We start from the raw sequence: 18,408 nt of genomic DNA, 5'->3' as shown, positions 1-18,408 counted from the left end.
CGAAAGCATCTTCGCCCCTAGCGGTGGGCAGTTTCGATCCTCTGATGTCGGCGGGTCCCGCACTCGTCTGGATGGTAGTACTGACCTTCGTCTTCCTCGAGTGCGCAGTGATCCTGGGGTTGTTCTTGCCAGGTGATTCCATGCTCATCACAGCGGGCATCGTTATGGCATCGAACACCTCCGGCGAGAAGCACGTGTGGGCGCTGTCGCTGGGCGCGATGGTGGCGGCCATCGCGGGCAACCAGGTCGGATATGTGATCGGGCAACGTGCGGGCCACCATCTGGTGGCTCGCAAGGGCGGCAAGTACATCAACGTACAAAATCTGCAACGGGTGGCGGAATTGCTTCACCGACACGGGTTCATCGCGGTACTGATCGCCCGGTGGATTCCGTGGGTACGCACTCTATGCCCTTCGGTTGCGGGCGCGGTACGGATGGACCACGTCAAGTTCACCGTGGCCAGTGCTATCGGCGCGATCGTCTGGGCGCCAGTGCTACTGCTCGGCGGCTATTACGCAGGGGGTTTCCTGCAACAGGTGCCCTGGCTGATGCCACTCGTGGTCGGCATTCTGGTGGCGGGCCTGATCATCGGAACCGTACTCGGCATGCGACACTACCGACAAGAAATGTCCCAGCCGGCCGAGGACTTCACGGTGGAAACCGCACCGATCGCGGTCCTGAAACCGGAGAACTGAGCCGCGGTCACAGTCCTGCGGCACTGACCCGGTGCGCTGCCTCCATGAGCAGCCAACCAGACAACTGCACCGAAAGATCGCGTTCAGGCACCCGCGCGGCGGCCACCGCCCTGGCTGAGATGCGACAGCCGGCTCCGGTGACACCGCCGGGTAGTCGCGTCGGCCTGTTCCAGTCGTGTCCGAACAGCGGCTCCCCCTCGACTTCCAGCCGATTCTCCCATGCCGATGCGGCCGATGCGCGCACGATCGCGGCCGCCGCGCGGCGATCGGCCAGCTGTTCTCGGTCTTCGCCGGGCAGCATCACCGCTACCAACGCCAGATAGCGGGCCAAGATGCCGTTGAACAGACCGCCGTCGCCGCTACCGCCGCCTGTCACGACACTGCCTGCGGTCAAGTGCTCCTCGACAGCGGCAAGCAGCCGGTGCACACGTTCGACATGTTTGACCTCGCCGGTCCGCACAGCCAGCTCGGTCTCCAGACCGAGCACCACGCCCTGGCAGTAGGTAAAAACGGGTTGCTCGACCGCACCGGAAGGTAGATGGATACCGTCCAGGATCAAACCGGTTTCCGGGTCGCGCAACGTCGCGTCCAGCCAGTCGGCCATCTCCTGCGCACGTTGAATCCGACCGAGGCGCAACAGCGCGATAGCGGCGGGACCGTTAGCGGGCGCATTGAAGTAGTCCGAGCCGACACGCCAAGGCAGACCTCCTCCGGTCTGGGGCTCCCAACCCGCATAGAGTGCTCGCTCCAACTCGATCAACGCACTGCGCACTTCTGTACCCTGAGTGCGCTCGGCGCGTTCCAGTGCGATGGCCAGCCAGGCCATGTCATCGAAATAGCGATTGGTCCAGCCGGTCAGATTACGGATGCGGAGTGCGCGCGCCAGCTCGGTGATGCGCTTGCGGCGCAGCGGCGTCGACACACGGTTGGCGGCATCGGTCGCGCAATCGATCAGATGTGCCTGCCACCAGTAGTGCCACGAACCGAAGAGTCGTTCGCACTTGGTGGCCGGCCAGCCGACTACACCGAGTGCGGTACCCGGAAGAGCCCATAGCGGGCGGAGGTGACGTGAGGTGATCGCAGATTCGGCCATATCGGCTCGTTCGGACCACAGCTTCGCCGATACGGCGCGCTCCCTGCCCACCCACGCGTACCCGGCAGACAAGTGTTGGGCAGCAGGACCGGCCGGCTTCGCGCGCGGCATCTCGATATCGTCGCTCCGCGAGGTCATAGGTCAATAGTGCCAGGAAAGAACGGATTCACGCAGATGATTTTGTTATGCGAGCGAGGCGGATTCGCGCCCTCTTAATTCCTTATCCGCGACATGCACCTCGTTTACCGAGGTGAGCTCGGTCCGCGCAATACAAGCAGAACGACCCATATGGAAGTAATGCTCACCAGGCTGTCGAGAGATCGGCATGCTGCCGAATCCAAGCGTGCATCGCGATCCCCGCGGCCACACCGGCGTTGATACTGCGAGTAGAACCGAATTGCGCGATCGACACTGTCATTGTGGCGGCCTGTTTGGCATGCTCAGTGACGCCGGGTCCTTCCTGGCCGAACAGCAGCAGGCACGCACGCGGCAGCCGGACCGTCTCCAGGGGGACCGCGCCGGGAATATTGTCCACGGCGACCACCGTGAGCCCTCGATATCGACTGAAAGCCAGCAATTCACCGATATCAGCGTGATGCTCGATGTGCTGGTATCGATCGGTCACCATGGCCCCGCGACGATTCCAACGCCGCCTGCCGACAATATGCACAGCCGCGGCGGCAAAGGCGTTGGCCGTGCGGACTACTGTGCCGATATTCGCGTCGTGCCCGAAATTCTCGATAGCGACGTGGAACGGGTGCCTGCGCCGATCGATATCGGCGACAATCGCTTCACGAGTCCAATACCGGTAGGCGTCGACCACATTGCGGCGGTCGCCTTCGGCCAGTAATTCGGGATCCAAGCGCGGATCCACCGGCGGCGGCTCGGCGTGCTCACTGGCCCACGGGCCGACGCCATTCGGATGCGCACCCCACTCCGTCGGTCCGGGTAGATCGTGTTCCGCTGTATCCGGCACTGGGTGGCTCACTCCGATGATGCTAATCCCGCCGCCATGCTGTCGACGGCCGGCCCGGCTCAGGAACCCGTGGAAGTTCCAACGAACGCACCGATTATGCCGAGCACCGCGAGCAGCACAATCGGCAGTAGTACGAGTCCGATCGATATTGTGGCGATCATGCTACGGATGTGCCCCGTCCGGAAGCTGTGCGACTATCCTGGAAGGTGGGCATTCGGGGGCGGAGGCTGGCATGGACCACGAGCGGACACTGCGTGCGGTGCTCGGAGTGACGGCCGGGTATCTGGTGCTGCTCGGGCTCTGGCTGGGGTGGGTGGTGCAGCGTACTCCGTCAGAGACTGTTCCATATCAGATTGTGGCGTTGACCGGATTGTTCGGCTCATGTGTCGGAATGGGGATGATGTGGGCGGCGCGACCGTCGAGAGCGGACCGCCAGTTGTGGCGGCACGGCCTGGAAGGCTGGGCGACCATCGCGGGCGTGCATCCACTCGAACGCACCGACCATTGCACCGAACTCACCGAGCTGGATCTGGAACTGACTGTACCCGGTTCGGAAAGCTACCAGGGGACGATCATTTTCGATGTCACCCCGGCTGACCGAACCCGGATGGAGGTCGGCAGGACGCTGTCCATCCGCGTCGATCCCGATAACCGCGATCGCATCATTGTGGTGTTGTGAGCACAGCTTTCTCGTGCGCCTTCGGATCGGCGAGCAGATACTGCGCGGCCGCGTAAGTAGTCAGGATTACGCCTTCGACGCCCCTGCGAGCCCGCTCACCGTGTGCGAACAATCGGCGCAGCACGATGAGCCCGTCTGAGACGGTGAACAACAGTGCGCCGAGCCCGAGACGGCTATGCGGATCAGCACCGGGAACATTCATACCCACGATATTTTTCGAGGCAGGTGCCAGCCTCGGATCCGAGGCCAGCACACCGGCGGCGCCCAAGCTGAGACCGTAGGCCGTCAGTGGCACGGCCACCGACCGCGCCTTCGCCCTTAACAGCCCGGCCATACCCAACCACGCGACCACCCGTGGCACTGTGGCGTCGCGGGTCGGCCTGCCGCCCATCCGCCACCACAGTGCCGAGTAGCCTGTCTGCATCACTGCGAACGATGACGCGCCCGCGATCAACCGCCGGTCGTCATCGGGGTCGATGAGCATAATATCGCCGATCGCCGCCGCGCTGAGCGAGCCGATCAATGTGGAACGCCGCGCGGGCGACAACTCACCGCCCTCGGTAGCCACATCGGCCGCGAGCAGCGGCATCAACAGCGGTTTCGCGATCCACTGCACCTTGTCCCGACCGCTGACCGCACCATAGACGGTGACCGCGGCAGCCGCGAGAAAACCAGCGCGGAACGGCCGCATCGGCTAAAAACTCGGCTCTTCCGGAGCAGGCGGCAACGTGACCACCTGTCCCGCGTAGCTCAGACCTGCGCCGAAACCGAGCAACAACGCGGTCTGCCCGCCTTTGGCCTTACCGGTCACCAGCATTTCCTCCATCGCCAGCGGAATAGAGGCGGCCGAGGTGTTGCCCGCGTTTTCGATATCGTTGGCCATCGGGATCTCGTCGGCCAGTCCCAGGTTCTTTTTCATCAGTTCGCTGATGCGGGCATTGGCTTGATGCGGGATGAAGACGTCGATGTCTTCCTTGGGAACATTGGACAACTCGAGCGCGGTGGACAGCGCCCGAGGCAAAGTGACCGCAGCCCAACGGAACACCTGCTGACCCTCCATCCGCAGCGACATCCGCCCGACCGGGTCGGTCGCCGGGTCGAGCCCCTGCATGTCCTGTGCCCGATGCATGAACTCCAAGAAGTCGATATCTTGCATGATCGCGGAGGCATGCTCGCCGTCGCTACCCCATACCGTCGGCGAGATACCGTTCTCCTCGCTCGGGCCGACCACCACCGCGCCCGCGCCGTCACCGAAGATCATCGCGGTGCTGCGGTCGGTGGGATCGAGCCCGACTGTCATCGTCTCGGCGCCGATGAGCAGTACATATTCCGCCGAGCCTGCGCGGATCATGTCGGCGGCCACACCGAGACCGTATCCGAAACCACCACAGCCGGAAGTCAGATCGAACGCGGCGATTCCATTCATCCCGATATCGGAGGCCACCGACGGCGCCCCGTGCGGGGTGAACTTCAGCCAGCTGGATGTAGCCAGAACCAGGGCATCGATCCGCGACCGTTCGATGCCGCTGTTGACAAGGGCGCGCTCACCTGCTGCCACGGCCATCGACCGCAAGGTCTCGTCACCGCTGACCCAGCGTCGGTTGCGAATACCGGTACGCTCATAAATCCACTCATCGGTGGAATCCAACACCTCGCATATTTCATCGTTACTGACCAGATGCTTCGGTCGGTAAGCACCGATTCCGAGCATCGCAACGTTCTCGCGACTTCTATTAACTGCAATGCTCACCACGTGTGGCTCACACGACCCTTCACCATCTATAAATCTCAGATCACAGCCTAGGCTATCCCAAGGCGAGATCCTTCAATCCGAGAATCGACCGGTACTCCAGTCCCTCTGCTGCGATCACCTGATCAGCTCCGGTTTCCCGGTCGACGACCGTGGCGACACCCACTACGGTAGCGCCCGCCGCGCGCAGTGCGCGCACCGCGGTGAGCGGCGAATTCCCTGTGGTGGTGGTGTCCTCGACCACCAGAACCCGTTTGCCCCTGATATCCGGACCCTCGATCTGCCGCTGCATGCCGTGCGACTTCGCGGCCTTGCGCACCACAAAGGCATCGATCGGGCGACCCGGCGCATGCATGACGGCCAGAGCGACTGGGTCGGCGCCCATGGTCAGGCCACCGACCGCGGCGAAATCCCAGTCCGCGACCAGCTCACGCAGTAGTTTGCCGATCAGGGGTCCTGCGTCATGGTGCAGCGTCGCGCGGCGCAGATCGACGTAGTAGTCGGCTTCCTTGCCGGAGGAGAGAGTGACCCTGCCGTGCACCACGGCAAGTTCACGCACCAACACGGCCAGTCTGTCTCTGTCGTTGGTGATCACCTGGTCGATCATCTCTATTTCCTTCCGCGTGCATTGAACGGCCCACGATTCAGCCGGGCCGCCGGGGTTCATGGGATCATTCCAACGCCGACAGTGAGCGTTTCATACGGCGCCCCGGACACGCCGAACACCCGGTCCTCTTCCAGATCACGTAGTGAGCCCACAACGACCTGATCGGCACCCGGCCGCAACGCTTCGACGGCGCCGACGTCTCTATACCTGCTCGCTCACAAAATTCCGAGCACAAGAATCCTGGGTGCGGCGCCTGGACCCGCACTTCGGTTCTGGCCGATCCGCCTGCCAACCCTTCCGTGAAGGATACGACGTAAGCATCGAACGTCGAGCATGCCGAGCCGAGTCCGGGATCAGCCCCGCCGCACAGGCCGCATCGATAATGCTCGGCCGCTCACTTCGGTGCGGGTCCCTGGTAAGGCCGGAATCCGGGGTGGAACGGCCCGCCGGACGGGTGGGCAGGCTGCCTCGTCGACTCGCCCGACTCAGGTGTCACGCCGGGTTGCTCCCGCCTCTCCTGATGCTCGTCCTGTTCCTCCTGCGGTCCGCTCTGCTCGGCCGCACCGGCGTCCTCACGCATCCGCACCCGTGTATTCGGCACCACTGCTAACGAGGGACGACGAGGCTGCTCGGGCTCTTTTTCGTCCGCCGCTGTCAGCGACGCGCGCTCACCCGCCTTGGAGTCCGCTGCGGCCGGACGCTCGGTACCGGCCTCCTGGCGCTCGGTATCGGCTTCCTGGCACTCGGCCTGCTTCCGGGGCGCGGGATCGTGTCCGTTGTCATCGAAACGCGGCTCGCTGATCGGTGGTAGTACATGCAACAGGCCGGACAAGCGCAGCACCGCGTCGATCGTGCTCTCCCAGTCTTTGGCAGAGGTGCCGCACGGCAGCATGCCCAATGTCCAATTGCCCTCGCTCCAGAGCATCTGCACAGTGTCGGACAGCGCCTCGATGAAGGCGACCATGCGCTGGTCGACAGCGTGTCTGGCGATTTCGGGGTTGGTGGCGAAAACGACCCGGTCACCGATGGCGCCCAGCAGTTCCAGATCATGGTCCTTGGGCGGAGGGGTGGTTTTCAACCGCATGTCCACATCGATGTCCGAACCGATCTGGCGGCGCACCGCGACCAAGGTCGCGGCATCTTCCAGATCGAACAGTATGAACTTCTCCCCCTTCCGCATGCCGGAGACCACATCGACCGCGGAGAGGTAACCGAGTTTGGCCAGCGCACCACGCCGCCATGTGGACGGTAGCGCGGGCTCCACCGACACGTAGGTATATCCCTGGGCTTTCGCCCAGACCTGTCGCGCATGACCGGTCCGCTGCCGCTGGAGCCGATCGAAATACAGCAACACGATCGCGCCTGTGAGCGCGACCGCCGCTAATCCGAACCACAGTGCCGTCATCGCCGCCTAGCCTAATAGGCGCGGCCCGGCATAGTCGGCCATTGGCCCCTATGCCGAGCCGGACGCGGCGCGACAGCCGCTACTTCGCCGCTCCGGCACACCGGAGGAATGTCTTCGACTGATTCGCATGAGCACATCCGGTCGCCACTCATCCGCCACCGGGCAATGAGGTGCCGATGATCACCCTGGCCAGCAGCGATCCGTCCGCCGCCTTGTCTCCCTCCAACAGCACGAACTCTCCGGTGGGCAGGTCGGCCACTGTTTCGCTCGACATCGAGATCACCCGAGTATTCGCATCGGTGCGCACGGTGACGGTATCCCCGAGCACGGTGTTCACGGTCAACGTGCCGTTGTCGTTGGCGGTGATGGTCCCCATGACCGCGTTGAAACCGTCGACACCGCCGAACCCGGGTACGCTCGGCTGCCCACTCGGCGGAGTCGGCTGAAAGGACCCACCGCCCGGAATGGGTTCGGTCGCGGCAGGCGCCGAGGAAGTGGCCATGGTGCTGGTCGAACCGGAACGACTGTCGCCGAGCAGCACACCCGCGGCTACGCCGACCGCTCCGACGAGGAGGATAACCGCTACACCGAGCACGATCCACAAGCCGGTATTGCGCCGCGGTGATGGCGAGGTCGCATCACCGGGTAGCCCGGCCGTATTCCCCCACTGGCCACCACCAGTGTCCTGGTAGGAACCCCACTGGGTGTCGTAGGGCGGAAACTCGCGCGTGGCGTTCGCCCCCGGCTGCGCCCATACCCCGTACTGCTCGGTCGGGAGATACGCCGGGGGATACTCCGAGGGAGTGCCGTACGCCTCGGGGTGTCCTATGGACCGGGTCGGGTCCTCGTGCCCCGAATCGACCGCTGGACCCATGCGCTCGGTCGACGCGTCAGCCGGCCGCTGTCCCCACGGATCATTCGGGTTGGTCATGGCATCCAGCGTAGGCCGTGTTCGATTCCCCGCACCTGTGGCGCGACTCCCCGCACCTGTGGCACGACATGTTCGCTGAGACACCGAGCCGCGCCTACGCGGCTGAGCCGACCGGAAATCAGCCGCGCAAGCGATCAGCTCAGCGGAATCCCGTGCTCCAGGCGTACCCGGCCCCGGGATTCCTCTCGGTCAACGACCGACCAGGAGAGAGTCCCCGTCGGGGCTGACCGTCACCTTGACGCTGTCGCCATCGGCGATCTCTCCGGCGAGCAGCTCCTTGGCTAGGGCATCGCCGATTGCCTGCTGGATCAGCCTGCGCAGTGGGCGAGCGCCGTAGACGGGGTCGTAGCCACGGATAGCGAGCCAGAACCGGGCCGAATCGCTGACATCCAGGGTCAGCCTGCGCTGTGATAACCGCTTCTGCAGTTGAGCGAGCTGGATATCGACGATGTCTTCCAGCTGCTCTTGCTCCAACGCGTGGAACATGACCACATCGTCGAGGCGATTGAGGAACTCCGGCTTGAACGCCGAACGTACCGCGTTCAACACGAACTCCTGGTCACCACCGGCACCCAAGTTGGAGGTGAGGATGAGAATCGCGTTACGGAAGTCCACAGTCCGGCCCTGGCCATCGGTGAGCCTGCCTTCGTCGAGTACCTGCAACAAGATGTCGAACACATCCGGGTGCGCTTTCTCGATCTCGTCGAACAGCACCACCGTGTAGGGCCTGCGCCGCACCGCCTCGGTGAGCTGGCCGCCTTGGTCGTAACCGACGTAGCCGGGCGGAGCACCGACCAGCCGGGCGACCGAGTGCTTCTCGCTGTATTCGCTCATATCGATCCGGACCATGGCCCGCTCATCGTCGAACAAGAAGTCCGCCAACGCCTTCGCCAGCTCGGTCTTGCCGACACCGGTCGGGCCGACGAACATGAACGAGCCGGTCGGCCGGTTCGGGTCGGCGACACCAGCGCGCGACCTGCGCACCGCGTCGGATACGGCCTGCACGGCCTCCGCCTGCCCGACTACGCGGCGCCCCAGCTCCTGCTCCATTCGCAACAGCTTCTGTGTCTCACCCTCCATCATCCGACCTACCGGAATACCGGTCCATGCGGATACCACCTCAGCGATATCGTCAGGACCGACCTCTTCTTTGAGCATGACCTCGCCATCACCCGCTGTGGCCGAGGTCTTTTCGGCCTCGGTCAGTTGCTTCTCCAGTGCGGGGATCCGTCCGTAACGCAGCTCGGCTGCCTTGCCCAGGTCGCCGTCGCGCTCGGCGCGTTCGGACTCGCCGCGCAGCGATTCCAGCTCCTCCTTCAGCACCCGGACCTGGTCGATCGCGTTCTTCTCGTTCTGCCAACGAGTCGTCAGCTGGTTGAGCTTTTCCCTGGAATCGGCGAGTTCGGCGCGCAGCTTGTCCAACCGCTGCTTGGTCGCCTCATCGGTCTCCTTACTCAGTGCGACCTCTTCGATCTCCAGTCGGCGCACCGCACGCTCGACTTCGTCGATCTCCACCGGACGGGAGTCGATCTCCATGCGCAGACGCGAGGCCGACTCGTCGACCAGATCGATCGCCTTGTCCGGCAGGAACCGGGAGGTGATGTACCGGTCCGACAACGCAGCCGCAGCTACTAGGGCGGAGTCGGTGATGCGCACTCCGTGATGCACCTCGTAGCGCTCCTTGATACCGCGCAGGATGCCGATGGTGTCTTCGACCGACGGCTCCCCGACCAGCACCTGCTGGAAACGACGCTCCAAGGCCGCGTCCTTCTCGATGTGCTGACGGTATTCCTCCAGAGTGGTCGCGCCGACCAGGCGCAGCTCGCCACGGGCCAGCATGGGCTTGATCATATTGCCCGCGTCCATCGCCGATTCCCCGGTAGCCCCGGCTCCGACGATGGTGTGCAGTTCATCGATGAAGGTGATGATCTGCCCCGCGCTGTTCTTGATGTCCTCCAGCACGGCTTTGAGCCGCTCCTCGAACTCACCGCGATACTTCGCGCCAGCGACCATCGCACCAAGGTCGAGCGAAACAACCGACTTGCCGCGCAACGACTCCGGGACGTCACCCGCCACGATGCGCTGGGCCAGACCCTCTACGATCGCGGTCTTGCCGACGCCTGGCTCGCCGATCAGCACCGGATTGTTCTTGGTGCGGCGGCTCAGCACCTGAACCACGCGCCGGATTTCGGTATCCCGCCCGATCACCGGATCGAGCTTTCCGGACCGAGCGGCCTCGGTGAGGTCGGTGGAGTATTTCTCCAGCGCCTGGTAGCTACCTTCCGGATCTGGGCTGGTCACCCTAGCGCTGCCACGCACGGCGGTGAACGCCGAACGCAGCGCGTCCGCAGTGGCGCCATACTTCGTGAGCAGCATCGTCACATCGGAATCGCCCTCAGCGAGACCGACCATGACGTGCTCGGTGGAGACATATTCATCCCCCAGCTCGGTAGCCGAACGTTGTGCGGCGGTGATCGCGGCGAGCGCCTCCCGACCCAGCTGCGGCGTAGTGGTAGCACCGGTCGCGTGGGGCAACCGATCCACGATGTCCTGGGCCTCGCGCCGCACCGGCGCCGGATCCGTGCCAACGGCCTTCAACAAGGGCGCGGCGATGCCATCGGTTTGATCCAACAGCGCTACCAACAGGTGCGCTGGACGAATCTCAGGATTGCCCGCGGCCGAGGCCGCTTGCAACGCGGCGGTCAAGGCAGCCTGGGTCTTGGTGGTGGGGTTGAACGAGTCCACGATTCACCTTCCTACTAGTCGTTCGCGCGGTGCCGAGCACGATCGAAGCCCTAGCTTCGCCTCGCGCAACAGATGTTCGATTCGACGCCGCTCTTCAGCTTCCAACGTTGGAAAGGTTGAGTCTGTTCCGCTCAAGATTGAAATTTTCTGCCGAGTTTCCGACGCGCGTATACCGCGCCGAATCCGATCCGGACGCTACGCCACCATGCTGCGGAAAGCGACGATGCCGACACCACCGAATACGACAGTTCCACCGGGTAGCACCTCTGGAATGCCTACGATGACCACAGCCGCCAGGCGCGGCAGCACTTCGAACCACTTCAGCCCAAACGAGGAGTGAACGAATGCGCGCGATCGTGGTACGAAAATTCGGTGCGACGCCAGAGCTAGCCGAGATGCCGTTGCCCGAGCCAAGGCCCGGCACCGTGCAGGTGCAACTGGAAGCCGCCGGAGTGAACCCCTTCGACCAGCGCATGGCCTCCGGTGTGCTGGAGGGCAGACTGCCGCACGATTTTCCGATGATCCTCGGGGTGGACGGCGCGGGCACCGTCGCCACCCTCGGTGCCGGTGTCAGCCGATTCACGGTCGGCGAACGGGTGGTCGGCAAATTCCTCACACCACCAGCGGGCCACGGCAGCTTCGCCGAGTATGCTGTGCTGCCAGAAGGGGGCACGCTGGTGCCGATCCCGGCCGGTGTACCGACAGTCGCGGCCGCGGCGCTACCGACTGCGGGGGTCACCGCTCAGGACCTTGTGGACGCCACTCATATCGAACCAGGTCAGACCGTGCTGATCGTCGGCGCGACCGGCGGTGTCGGCTCGTTCCTGGTCCAGCTGACCAATGTCGCGGGCGCGCATGTCATCGCGACCGCGCGCAGCACCTCGGCCGACCAGATGACCAGGCTCGGCGCGGCCGAGACCGTCGACTACACCGCGGGATCGGTACACGACCAGGTTGCCGCGGCACATCCGGAGGGCATCGACGTCCTGTTCGATCTGGTGAGCCAGCCCGAAACACTCACCGAATTGAGCACACTGGTCCGCGCGGGCGGAACGGTGTACTCCACCGTCTTCGCCGCCGACGAGACTGACTTGCAGGCACGATCCCTCAGGGGCGGCAACATCGAATCCAAGGGGAAAGCTCCGGAACTGGCTCGGCTCATCCAACGTGTCGCCGCGGGCGACGTAGTGGTACCGATCGCTGCGACCGTGCCGCTGGCAGCAGGCCCCGAAGTCATCGGCGCGACCGGAGCTCGCGGCAAAACCGTACTCGCCATCTGAGCGACAACGAAACGTCTGCACCCGGCCGAAATCAGCCCTGTGTCCGCACACTTGATGTGACGAAAGGTCCGGTGCAGCTCGCCCGCGCCGCCACACTTCGTGGAATTGGCACCACTCTCGATTTGCCCGCCGTTCACCATTGTGTCGGTCCTCCCGACCGCGCCCACACGGCTACAACGTTCTCGGGGATACTTGTCGGTGAGAGACCGCTGGTAACAGATAGGTCTCCGAGCAGAACTAAGGGACGAGCAGAACTAAGGGAAAGGAAGCTCGACGTCGTGGATGCGCGTTCGGCTGCGCTGGTCCGCGCCAACTTCCGTTCGGTGCTCGAGTCACCGCAGGGACCCGAGCGGTTGGTCAGTGCGTTCTACAGTCACCTGTTCGCTGAGAACCCTGGGCTATACGAATTGTTCCCCCCCACCATGGACATGCAACCAAAGCGCATGGCCATGGCTATCCAGTATGTGCTCGAACACCTGGAGGACTGGGGGCAAGCACAGAAATTCTTGGAACAGCTCGCCCGCGACCACCGCAAGTATGGCGTGGAAGCAACACACTACGACCGAGCGGGCAGCGCCCTGCTCGCCGCATTCCGTGACTACAACGGCACGGCCTGGCACAGCGAGCTGGAGGAAGGCTGGCGCGACATCACCATCTTGATCTCCGCGGCCATGGCCATCGGTGCCAACTCCGACAAGTCCAAGCCGTACTGGGAAGCCACTGTGGTCGGCCATCGCCGGGTACTGGATGACCTGGCCGTCATACGCCTGCAATCCGACGAGCCGGTGCCCTACCAGGCAGGACAATACGTGCCGGTGAGCGTGCCACAGCGCCCGAGAATGTGGCGATACCTCTCCCCGGCGATCCCTGCCAACCCCTACGGCGAGATCGAATTCCATGTGCGCAAGATCCGCGGCGGCTGGGTGAGCACCGCGATCGTCAATGACACCGAGATAGGCGACCGGTGGCGGATCGCGGCACCGCTCGGCGGCCTGCACGTCGACAGGGACAGCGAACGCGACGTACTGATGATCGGCGCGGGCACCGGCATCGCCCCATTGCGCGCCCAACTGATCGAGATGGGCCAGCGTGGCGTCAACCCACGGGTGCACTTCTTCATCGGCGGTCACTACCCCTGCGACCTGTACGACGTAGAGAACATGTGGCAGCTCTCGCAGAGCAATCCCTGGCTGACCGTCATACCGGTGTGCGAGCAGAAGACCAACCCGTGGTGGTATCCGCATCCAGTGCAAGACGCGCCGTACGGCATGCACCGACGCCTGACCGGTAACCTTGGCGCCGTGGTCGCCAGCTTCGGCGCCTGGGCGGACCGGCAGATCCAAATCGCCGGATCGGCACGAATGATCGCCGATACCCGCCGTGCACTCATCGCGGTCGGCACGCCGGAGCACATCATCAGCTGCGACCCTGTGTAGAAGAAGGAGGGGCCCCGTTGGGGGAGCCGAGCATGTCCGATACCGGAACGTATGACGCACCGGAATGGACCTCGACCGTCGTTGGCCATCATCGGCTACGCCACGACCTCGCGGTGATCCGATTGATCGGTGAGTTCGTACCATTCGCCGCAGGACAGTCCGTCGAAGTGCGGGTGCCGCAACATCCCGGTGTGCGACGCAGGTTTTCGCCCGCACTGCCCCCCTCGCTCGACGGCAAACTGGAGTTCCATGTGCGCACCGTGCCCGGCGGCTGGTGCAGCGGCTCCATCGTGGCCGATACCCGGCCAGGTGACGAATGGCGCATCAGCGCGCCGCTCGAAGGGTTCCACGTCGACCCGCACGGCAACGAGGTGGTGATGATCGCCGGCGGCACCGGATTGGCGCCCATGCGCGCCCAAATCCTCGATCTGGCCCGCAGACCGGATCCGCCACGCACCTATCTGTTCGTCGGCGGCCGGTCTCCGCGCGACCTGTACGCCGCGGACATGCTGTACCTGCTGACAGGCGAATTACCGTGGCTCACCGTGATTCCCGTGGTGGAAGACCTGGACGACCCCGGCTGGGTGGACGAATGGTACGAACAGTCCCGCGTGGACATCGGCTTTCCTCCCGACGACCTGTTACACGGCACCCTCGCCGACGTCGTCGCCGCACACGGCGCGTTCCGCAACCAGCAGGTATTGGTCTGCGGCTCACCCGCCATGGTGCATACCACCGTGGACCGCCTGATCGAAACGGGAACTCCCGCAGAACTCATACGGTGTTGATTCGCCGTGCGGGCAGGGGTGGGTGTCACTGCTGTCGAAAGGACACCGAATGCTCCCGTCCCCTTCCCGGACCGAGAACCCGAGGCCGGTTTCAGAGACGTTGCTTCGAGTCGAGTTCGCTGACCAGCCAACGGCCCCAGACGTTGTCGATGGTCACTGTCAAAGTAAGCGCCCTACGATGCGGTTCCGATCTGGTCGCATTGGTCAGGACCTGGACAATGTTGATCAATACCTGTTGGCGTAACAGGTTGCCACCAATCCCGCCGCATTCGACGGATTCGACCCATCCGCGCACCCGCGCCTGTTGCATGCCCTCCCTCAGAGCCGGTGCTGCCGAGGAGAATTCGTTTGCGAAATCGCCGGTACTGCGATCCAAGTCCCGTTGAAAGTAGCCATCCAGCGCGGCATGGTCGTAGGTCCCGACCTCTCTGCCGAAATCACAGGCCGCGAGCCGCGCGTCTTCCGGCGTCCAGGCTGCGGCATTCGGTGCTGAGAACACTATCACCGCTGTCAGCGCGGCCAGCAGCGTACCGAGAACAGGTATGCGAGACACAGGTCCCCCCTTTAGCAGTAATAATGACGCACCCATGTGCGCCAGGCATCACTGTAACCGGTTATCACATGACCAAACAACTGATGGAGTTCCGCTGCGGCGCAACCTCATCCAGCAGGAACTAACGGAGTCCTCCGGCACCTTGCAGTCCCCGGTAAGCTGCGCGAGCGCTGCAATCACACCAGTAATCGACCCGGCACTGCACTAGCGGATCCCGGTCACTCGCGACATCGCCCCGGACTGAGACAAGCCCGTCGATCGGTCCGGAGCACCCAGGCCGAACCGTAAGGGGCAGAACGAGGGCGAGACCGAATCCGTAGCGTCGAGTCAGAATTGGTGATCCCGCAATTTCCACCGCGATGGATATCGGCGCTCATACAAACGGGTCGTGACGGATGTTCTTCTCGGGCGTTCCTGCTGCCAGCAGACGGAACTTGGTAGTCTGTATCATCGACGGCGGCCCGGCGATCTGCACGTCGCGGTCGGCCCAAGTGCCCGAGCTCGCGGCGACTTTGCCGATCTGGCCGGTCACCTGCGGTTCCAGACCAGGCCATGAGGGGCGGCGGTTATCGAATTCGACATGCCACCATGGGTCTTCCTCGTTCTCGATCACCGGCGTGACGGTGAGCCACCGGTTCGCCATGGCGAGTTTGCTCAATGTTTCCAGGTCGTAGAGGTCGCATGGATGATGGCCACCGATGAACAAGTGAACCTTCGGATTGGTCCGCCGCTGCGCCATCACCATGAGTTGCGCGCGTAACGGCGCGATGCCAGTACCGCAACCGACCATGAGCATCTTGCGTTTGGTGTTTCGTGGGATGCCGAGGCTACCCATCGGCGCACCGAGCAACCATTTGTCTCCTATGGCGGTCTGCCCGACGATAGCCGGACTGACCCAGCCACCGTGCACACTCCGGACGTGGAATTCGATCTCTCCGCTGGCATTCGCGGGGACAGCAGGTGAAAGATTCCGCCACATCCGTGGTCGTGCCGGGATCTGCGCGCTCAGATACTGCCCCGCCGCGTAGCTCATCGGTTGATCGAGTTGCAGCCGGACGATGATCAGGTTGTGTAGGGCCTCGCGGCGTTCGATGACCGTACCCATCCAGACCGCGGGTGTGGTCTCCTTCTCCGCGGCGTCGATCATGGCATCGGTGATGAACTGCAAGCCCTCATCCCAGGCGCTGTCGACCTCGTCAGTCCAGTTCTCCGCATCCGCGAACAGTTCGACGGCAGTTTTCAGCGCGGTAGCTCCAGCGAGATAATGCTCGGGCCGGACACCGTATTTACGGTGTTCCCTGCCCAACTGAGCGAGGAATGGAAGCAGCTTGTCCGGCTCCTCCAAGCGGTCCAGCGCATAGGTGATCGCGGCGATGAGGCCATCACGCTGAGCGTGCATTGTGGCGGGAAAGAACTCTCGGGCACATGGGCAGTCGGCGAACAAGATCGCGTAGAACGATCTGGCCAGTCCCTCCGTCCCCCCATCCACTGCGGCAACCGCCTTGAACGTTGTTCTTATCAAAGCGACAGTGCGTGAATCCATTGTTATCACAACCCCATTTCGCGCTCGTACACGAATCGTGCCGATGAGACAGGTGCTGCGGGCCGCTCGATAACAGCCGATAACAGGGAGTGTAGGTGAGGTTTGCCAGAAGCGAAGCTCTTCGCTTGAACATCGCGTATTCGATTTGCTCAAACCGAGGACCTGGAGTGGGACACGCCAGGGAAACCGACTGAAGATCAGTGGACCTGGTGTGGAATCAGTGCGATTGCTGTCGAATCACACGAAGCGCTCGACTATGTGGGCAGCGATACCAGGCCCCCGACGGACCGCGCGATGCGATCGGCCGGGGCCCGGTGCAATGCCGATTATCTTCTACGCATGCCGTCATCGCGGCGGTTACGCGGCTGCCAGACAACCAGAGCGGTACTCCGCTGTGGCGGCGAAAGATCGGGCCGGTAGCCGGCTCGCACCCGCTCCAGCTCGGCCGACAACTCGGCGACCTGTCGGCTCAGTTCCTCCACCTGATTGGTCAGTTCGATGACCCGCTTGATGCCCGCCAGATTGACGCCTTCGTCCTGGGACAGTCGCTGCACCTCGCGCAGTAGCTCGACATCCCGAGCCGAATAGCGCCGTCCACCGCCCGAAGTACGCTGTGGGGTAACCAGTCCCAGCCGGTCATATGTGCGCAACGTCTGCGCATGCATACCTGCCAACTCAGCCGCCACCGAGATCATGAAGAACTCGGCGCGCGACCCGCCGGAGGCCTTCTTCGGTTCAGAGGACATCACGCACCTGCCCATCCCGCACGTGGATCGAAGCCGCTGGACCGCTCTACCTGCCGATAGCGCTCCAACGCCTCGATGGCATCGCTGTTCAGCTTCTGCGGTATCACGACCTTTACTGTCACCAGCAGATCGCCCGCGCCACCGCCGCGCTTGGGGACGCCACGGCCACGCACCCGCAGAATACGACCGTCGGCGGTGCCCGGCGGCACCTTGACCCCGACCCGGCCATCCAGAGTCGGTACCGAAACGGTAGTACCCAAGACCAGTTCGCTGTAGCTGACCGGAAGCACTACAGTCAGGTCATCACCGCTACGTCCGAAGACCTTGTCCTGGCTGACATGCACAGTGACGTACAGATCGCCCGACGGGGCGCCGCGCAATCCCGCCTCACCCTGACCGGCCAGCCGGATCCGTTGCCCGTCACCGACTCCAGGGGGGATCCGCACCGTAATGGTGCGCGTGCGGTTCTGGATGCCACTGCCGTGACAGTCGGCACAGGGATCGTCGATGATCGAGCCGCTGCCCCGGCACTCGTCGCACGGCTCGCTGAAGCCGAACGCACCTTGGTTGCGGCTGACCACACCGGTTCCGTTACAGAGGGGGCATACTCGTGGACTGGTTCCCGGCTTGGCACCGCTGCCATGACATGTGGTACACGGCGACGGGCTTGTCATCCGGAGCGGAACCGTGACGCCCTGAGCCGCCTCCCGGAAACCGAGTGTCGTCTCGGTCTCTACATCAGCGCCGCGCCGGGGACGGCTCGTGGTTCGGGTACCACCCCGATTGAACAGACCGCCGAACAGATCGCCGAGACCACCATCGCCCGCGGTCGCGCCGCCGAAGATGTCCCCAATATTGAACTCCTGCGAGAAGCCACCTCCCGCACCTGAGGTACCGAATCCACCTCGGCCGTAACCACCGCCCGCGAAGAGTCTGCGGGTTTCGTCATACTCTTTGCGCTTGGCGGGATCGGACAGCACGGCATGCGCCTCGCTGACCGACTTGAACCGCTCCTCTGCCTTGGTGTCACCAGGATTGGCATCCGGATGCAGGTCACGAGCAAGTTTGCGGTAGGCCTTCTTGATGTCGTCGGACGAAGCGCTGGAGGAAACACCCAGCTCCTTGTAGAAGTCCTTTTCGATCCACTCCCGTTGGCTCACCGAGTATCTCCTCCTCTCGCG

Annotated in this window: 17 protein-coding genes; 5 read left to right on the top strand and 12 right to left on the bottom strand. The window is 63.7% G+C overall.

The window, feature by feature from the left end; all coding sequences use genetic code 11:
• Positions 1–44 precede the first annotated feature (44 nt).
• On the top strand, positions 45–695 hold the full coding sequence (locus tag ACX4ZE_RS12755) for a DedA family protein (RefSeq protein ID WP_480273602.1): 651 nt from the start codon (positions 45–47) through the stop codon (positions 693–695).
• 7 nt (positions 696–702) lie between these two features.
• Here ACX4ZE_RS12755 and ACX4ZE_RS12750 read toward each other — a convergent pair whose 3' ends face one another.
• Together ACX4ZE_RS12750 and ACX4ZE_RS12745 are read right to left on the bottom strand one after the other, a co-directional pair.
• Positions 703–1,788: a glycoside hydrolase family 76 protein gene (locus ACX4ZE_RS12750; protein WP_480273617.1), complete on the bottom strand. Its 1,086-nt coding sequence runs from the start codon at positions 1,786–1,788 to the stop codon at positions 703–705.
• Between the two features lie 301 nt (positions 1,789–2,089).
• The gene (locus tag ACX4ZE_RS12745) at positions 2,090–2,776 is read right to left on the bottom strand and encodes a TrmH family RNA methyltransferase (protein WP_480273601.1); all 687 of its coding nucleotides are present in this window, start codon (positions 2,774–2,776) and stop codon (positions 2,090–2,092) included.
• A gap of 220 nt (positions 2,777–2,996) precedes the next feature.
• On the opposite strand from ACX4ZE_RS12745, the gene ACX4ZE_RS12740 reads away from it, so the two are divergent.
• On the top strand, positions 2,997–3,443 hold the full coding sequence (locus ACX4ZE_RS12740; RefSeq protein ID WP_480273600.1) for a hypothetical protein: 447 nt from the start codon (positions 2,997–2,999) through the stop codon (positions 3,441–3,443).
• Here the strand turns inward: ACX4ZE_RS12740 and ACX4ZE_RS12735 are convergent.
• The 6 genes from ACX4ZE_RS12735 to clpB all read right to left on the bottom strand — a co-directional run bounded on the left by ACX4ZE_RS12735 (position 3,427) and on the right by clpB (position 10,881).
• On the bottom strand, positions 3,427–4,134 hold the full coding sequence (locus tag ACX4ZE_RS12735; protein WP_480273599.1) for a lysoplasmalogenase: 708 nt from the start codon (positions 4,132–4,134) through the stop codon (positions 3,427–3,429). The two genes, ACX4ZE_RS12740 and ACX4ZE_RS12735, sit on opposite strands and share 17 nt — an antisense overlap.
• A gap of 3 nt (positions 4,135–4,137) precedes the next feature.
• Positions 4,138–5,196 (bottom strand): beta-ketoacyl-ACP synthase 3, encoded by a 1,059-nt coding sequence (locus ACX4ZE_RS12730; protein ID WP_480273598.1) that lies wholly within the window; start codon positions 5,194–5,196, stop codon positions 4,138–4,140.
• 52 nt (positions 5,197–5,248) lie between these two features.
• A complete protein-coding gene (pyrE, locus tag ACX4ZE_RS12725; RefSeq protein ID WP_480273597.1) occupies positions 5,249–5,800 on the bottom strand; it encodes an orotate phosphoribosyltransferase in 552 nt (183 codons plus the stop codon).
• Between the two features lie 394 nt (positions 5,801–6,194).
• Positions 6,195–7,205, bottom strand: coding sequence for a hypothetical protein (locus ACX4ZE_RS12720; protein WP_480273596.1), 1,011 nt, complete (start codon positions 7,203–7,205; stop codon positions 6,195–6,197).
• 148 nt (positions 7,206–7,353) lie between these two features.
• Entirely contained in the window at positions 7,354–8,136 is a 783-nt protein-coding gene (locus ACX4ZE_RS12715; RefSeq protein WP_480273595.1) for a DUF5666 domain-containing protein, read from the bottom strand.
• 189 nt (positions 8,137–8,325) lie between these two features.
• Entirely contained in the window at positions 8,326–10,881 is a 2,556-nt protein-coding gene (gene clpB / locus ACX4ZE_RS12710; RefSeq protein WP_480273594.1) for an ATP-dependent chaperone ClpB, read from the bottom strand.
• A gap of 344 nt (positions 10,882–11,225) precedes the next feature.
• Between clpB and ACX4ZE_RS12705 the strand changes: the two genes are divergently transcribed.
• The 3 genes from ACX4ZE_RS12705 (at position 11,226) to ACX4ZE_RS12695 (ending at position 14,385) form a co-directional block, all read left to right on the top strand.
• Positions 11,226–12,161, top strand: a complete 936-nt coding sequence (locus ACX4ZE_RS12705) for an NADP-dependent oxidoreductase (protein WP_480273593.1) — start codon at positions 11,226–11,228, stop codon at positions 12,159–12,161.
• A gap of 278 nt (positions 12,162–12,439) precedes the next feature.
• Positions 12,440–13,597, top strand: a complete 1,158-nt coding sequence (locus tag ACX4ZE_RS12700) for an FAD-binding oxidoreductase (protein WP_480273592.1) — start codon at positions 12,440–12,442, stop codon at positions 13,595–13,597.
• A gap of 32 nt (positions 13,598–13,629) precedes the next feature.
• Positions 13,630–14,385 carry an FAD-binding oxidoreductase gene (locus ACX4ZE_RS12695; RefSeq protein ID WP_480273591.1) on the top strand — a complete coding sequence of 252 codons (756 nt, stop codon included), beginning with the start codon at positions 13,630–13,632 and terminating at the stop codon, positions 14,383–14,385.
• Between the two features lie 91 nt (positions 14,386–14,476).
• Here the strand turns inward: ACX4ZE_RS12695 and ACX4ZE_RS12690 are convergent, their stop codons facing one another.
• From ACX4ZE_RS12690 to dnaJ, 4 genes are all read right to left on the bottom strand, one after another.
• On the bottom strand, positions 14,477–14,938 hold the full coding sequence (locus ACX4ZE_RS12690) for a hypothetical protein (protein WP_480273590.1): 462 nt from the start codon (positions 14,936–14,938) through the stop codon (positions 14,477–14,479).
• 373 nt (positions 14,939–15,311) lie between these two features.
• A complete protein-coding gene (locus ACX4ZE_RS12685; protein ID WP_480273589.1) occupies positions 15,312–16,481 on the bottom strand; it encodes an FAD-binding oxidoreductase in 1,170 nt (389 codons plus the stop codon).
• A gap of 326 nt (positions 16,482–16,807) precedes the next feature.
• The gene (locus tag ACX4ZE_RS12680; protein WP_480273588.1) at positions 16,808–17,227 is read right to left on the bottom strand and encodes a heat shock protein transcriptional repressor HspR; all 420 of its coding nucleotides are present in this window, start codon (positions 17,225–17,227) and stop codon (positions 16,808–16,810) included.
• A complete protein-coding gene (dnaJ, locus tag ACX4ZE_RS12675; protein ID WP_480273587.1) occupies positions 17,227–18,387 on the bottom strand; it encodes a molecular chaperone DnaJ in 1,161 nt (386 codons plus the stop codon). The genes ACX4ZE_RS12680 and dnaJ overlap by 1 nt, the downstream gene beginning before the upstream one ends.
• Between the last annotated feature and the right edge of the window lie 21 nt (positions 18,388–18,408).

The organism is Nocardia sp. TBRC8007 (genome assembly GCF_056629435.1).
This window is presented reverse-complemented; position numbering and strand designations above follow the sequence as displayed.

Coding starts and splice junctions, on each gene's coding strand:
- ACX4ZE_RS12755 (WP_480273602.1), top strand. CDS start 45: ATGTCGGCGGGTCCCGCACTCGTCTGGATGGTAGTACTGACCTTCGTC.
- ACX4ZE_RS12750 (WP_480273617.1), bottom strand. CDS start 1,788: ATGGCCGAATCTGCGATCACCTCACGTCACCTCCGCCCGCTATGGGCT.
- ACX4ZE_RS12740 (WP_480273600.1), top strand. CDS start 2,997: ATGGACCACGAGCGGACACTGCGTGCGGTGCTCGGAGTGACGGCCGGG.
- ACX4ZE_RS12735 (WP_480273599.1), bottom strand. CDS start 4,134: ATGCGGCCGTTCCGCGCTGGTTTTCTCGCGGCTGCCGCGGTCACCGTC.
- pyrE (WP_480273597.1), bottom strand. CDS start 5,800: ATGATCGACCAGGTGATCACCAACGACAGAGACAGACTGGCCGTGTTG.
- ACX4ZE_RS12720 (WP_480273596.1), bottom strand. CDS start 7,205: ATGACGGCACTGTGGTTCGGATTAGCGGCGGTCGCGCTCACAGGCGCG.
- ACX4ZE_RS12715 (WP_480273595.1), bottom strand. CDS start 8,136: ATGACCAACCCGAATGATCCGTGGGGACAGCGGCCGGCTGACGCGTCG.
- ACX4ZE_RS12705 (WP_480273593.1), top strand. CDS start 11,226: ATGCGCGCGATCGTGGTACGAAAATTCGGTGCGACGCCAGAGCTAGCC.
- ACX4ZE_RS12695 (WP_480273591.1), top strand. CDS start 13,630: ATGTCCGATACCGGAACGTATGACGCACCGGAATGGACCTCGACCGTC.
- ACX4ZE_RS12685 (WP_480273589.1), bottom strand. CDS start 16,481: ATGGATTCACGCACTGTCGCTTTGATAAGAACAACGTTCAAGGCGGTT.
- ACX4ZE_RS12680 (WP_480273588.1), bottom strand. CDS start 17,227: ATGTCCTCTGAACCGAAGAAGGCCTCCGGCGGGTCGCGCGCCGAGTTC.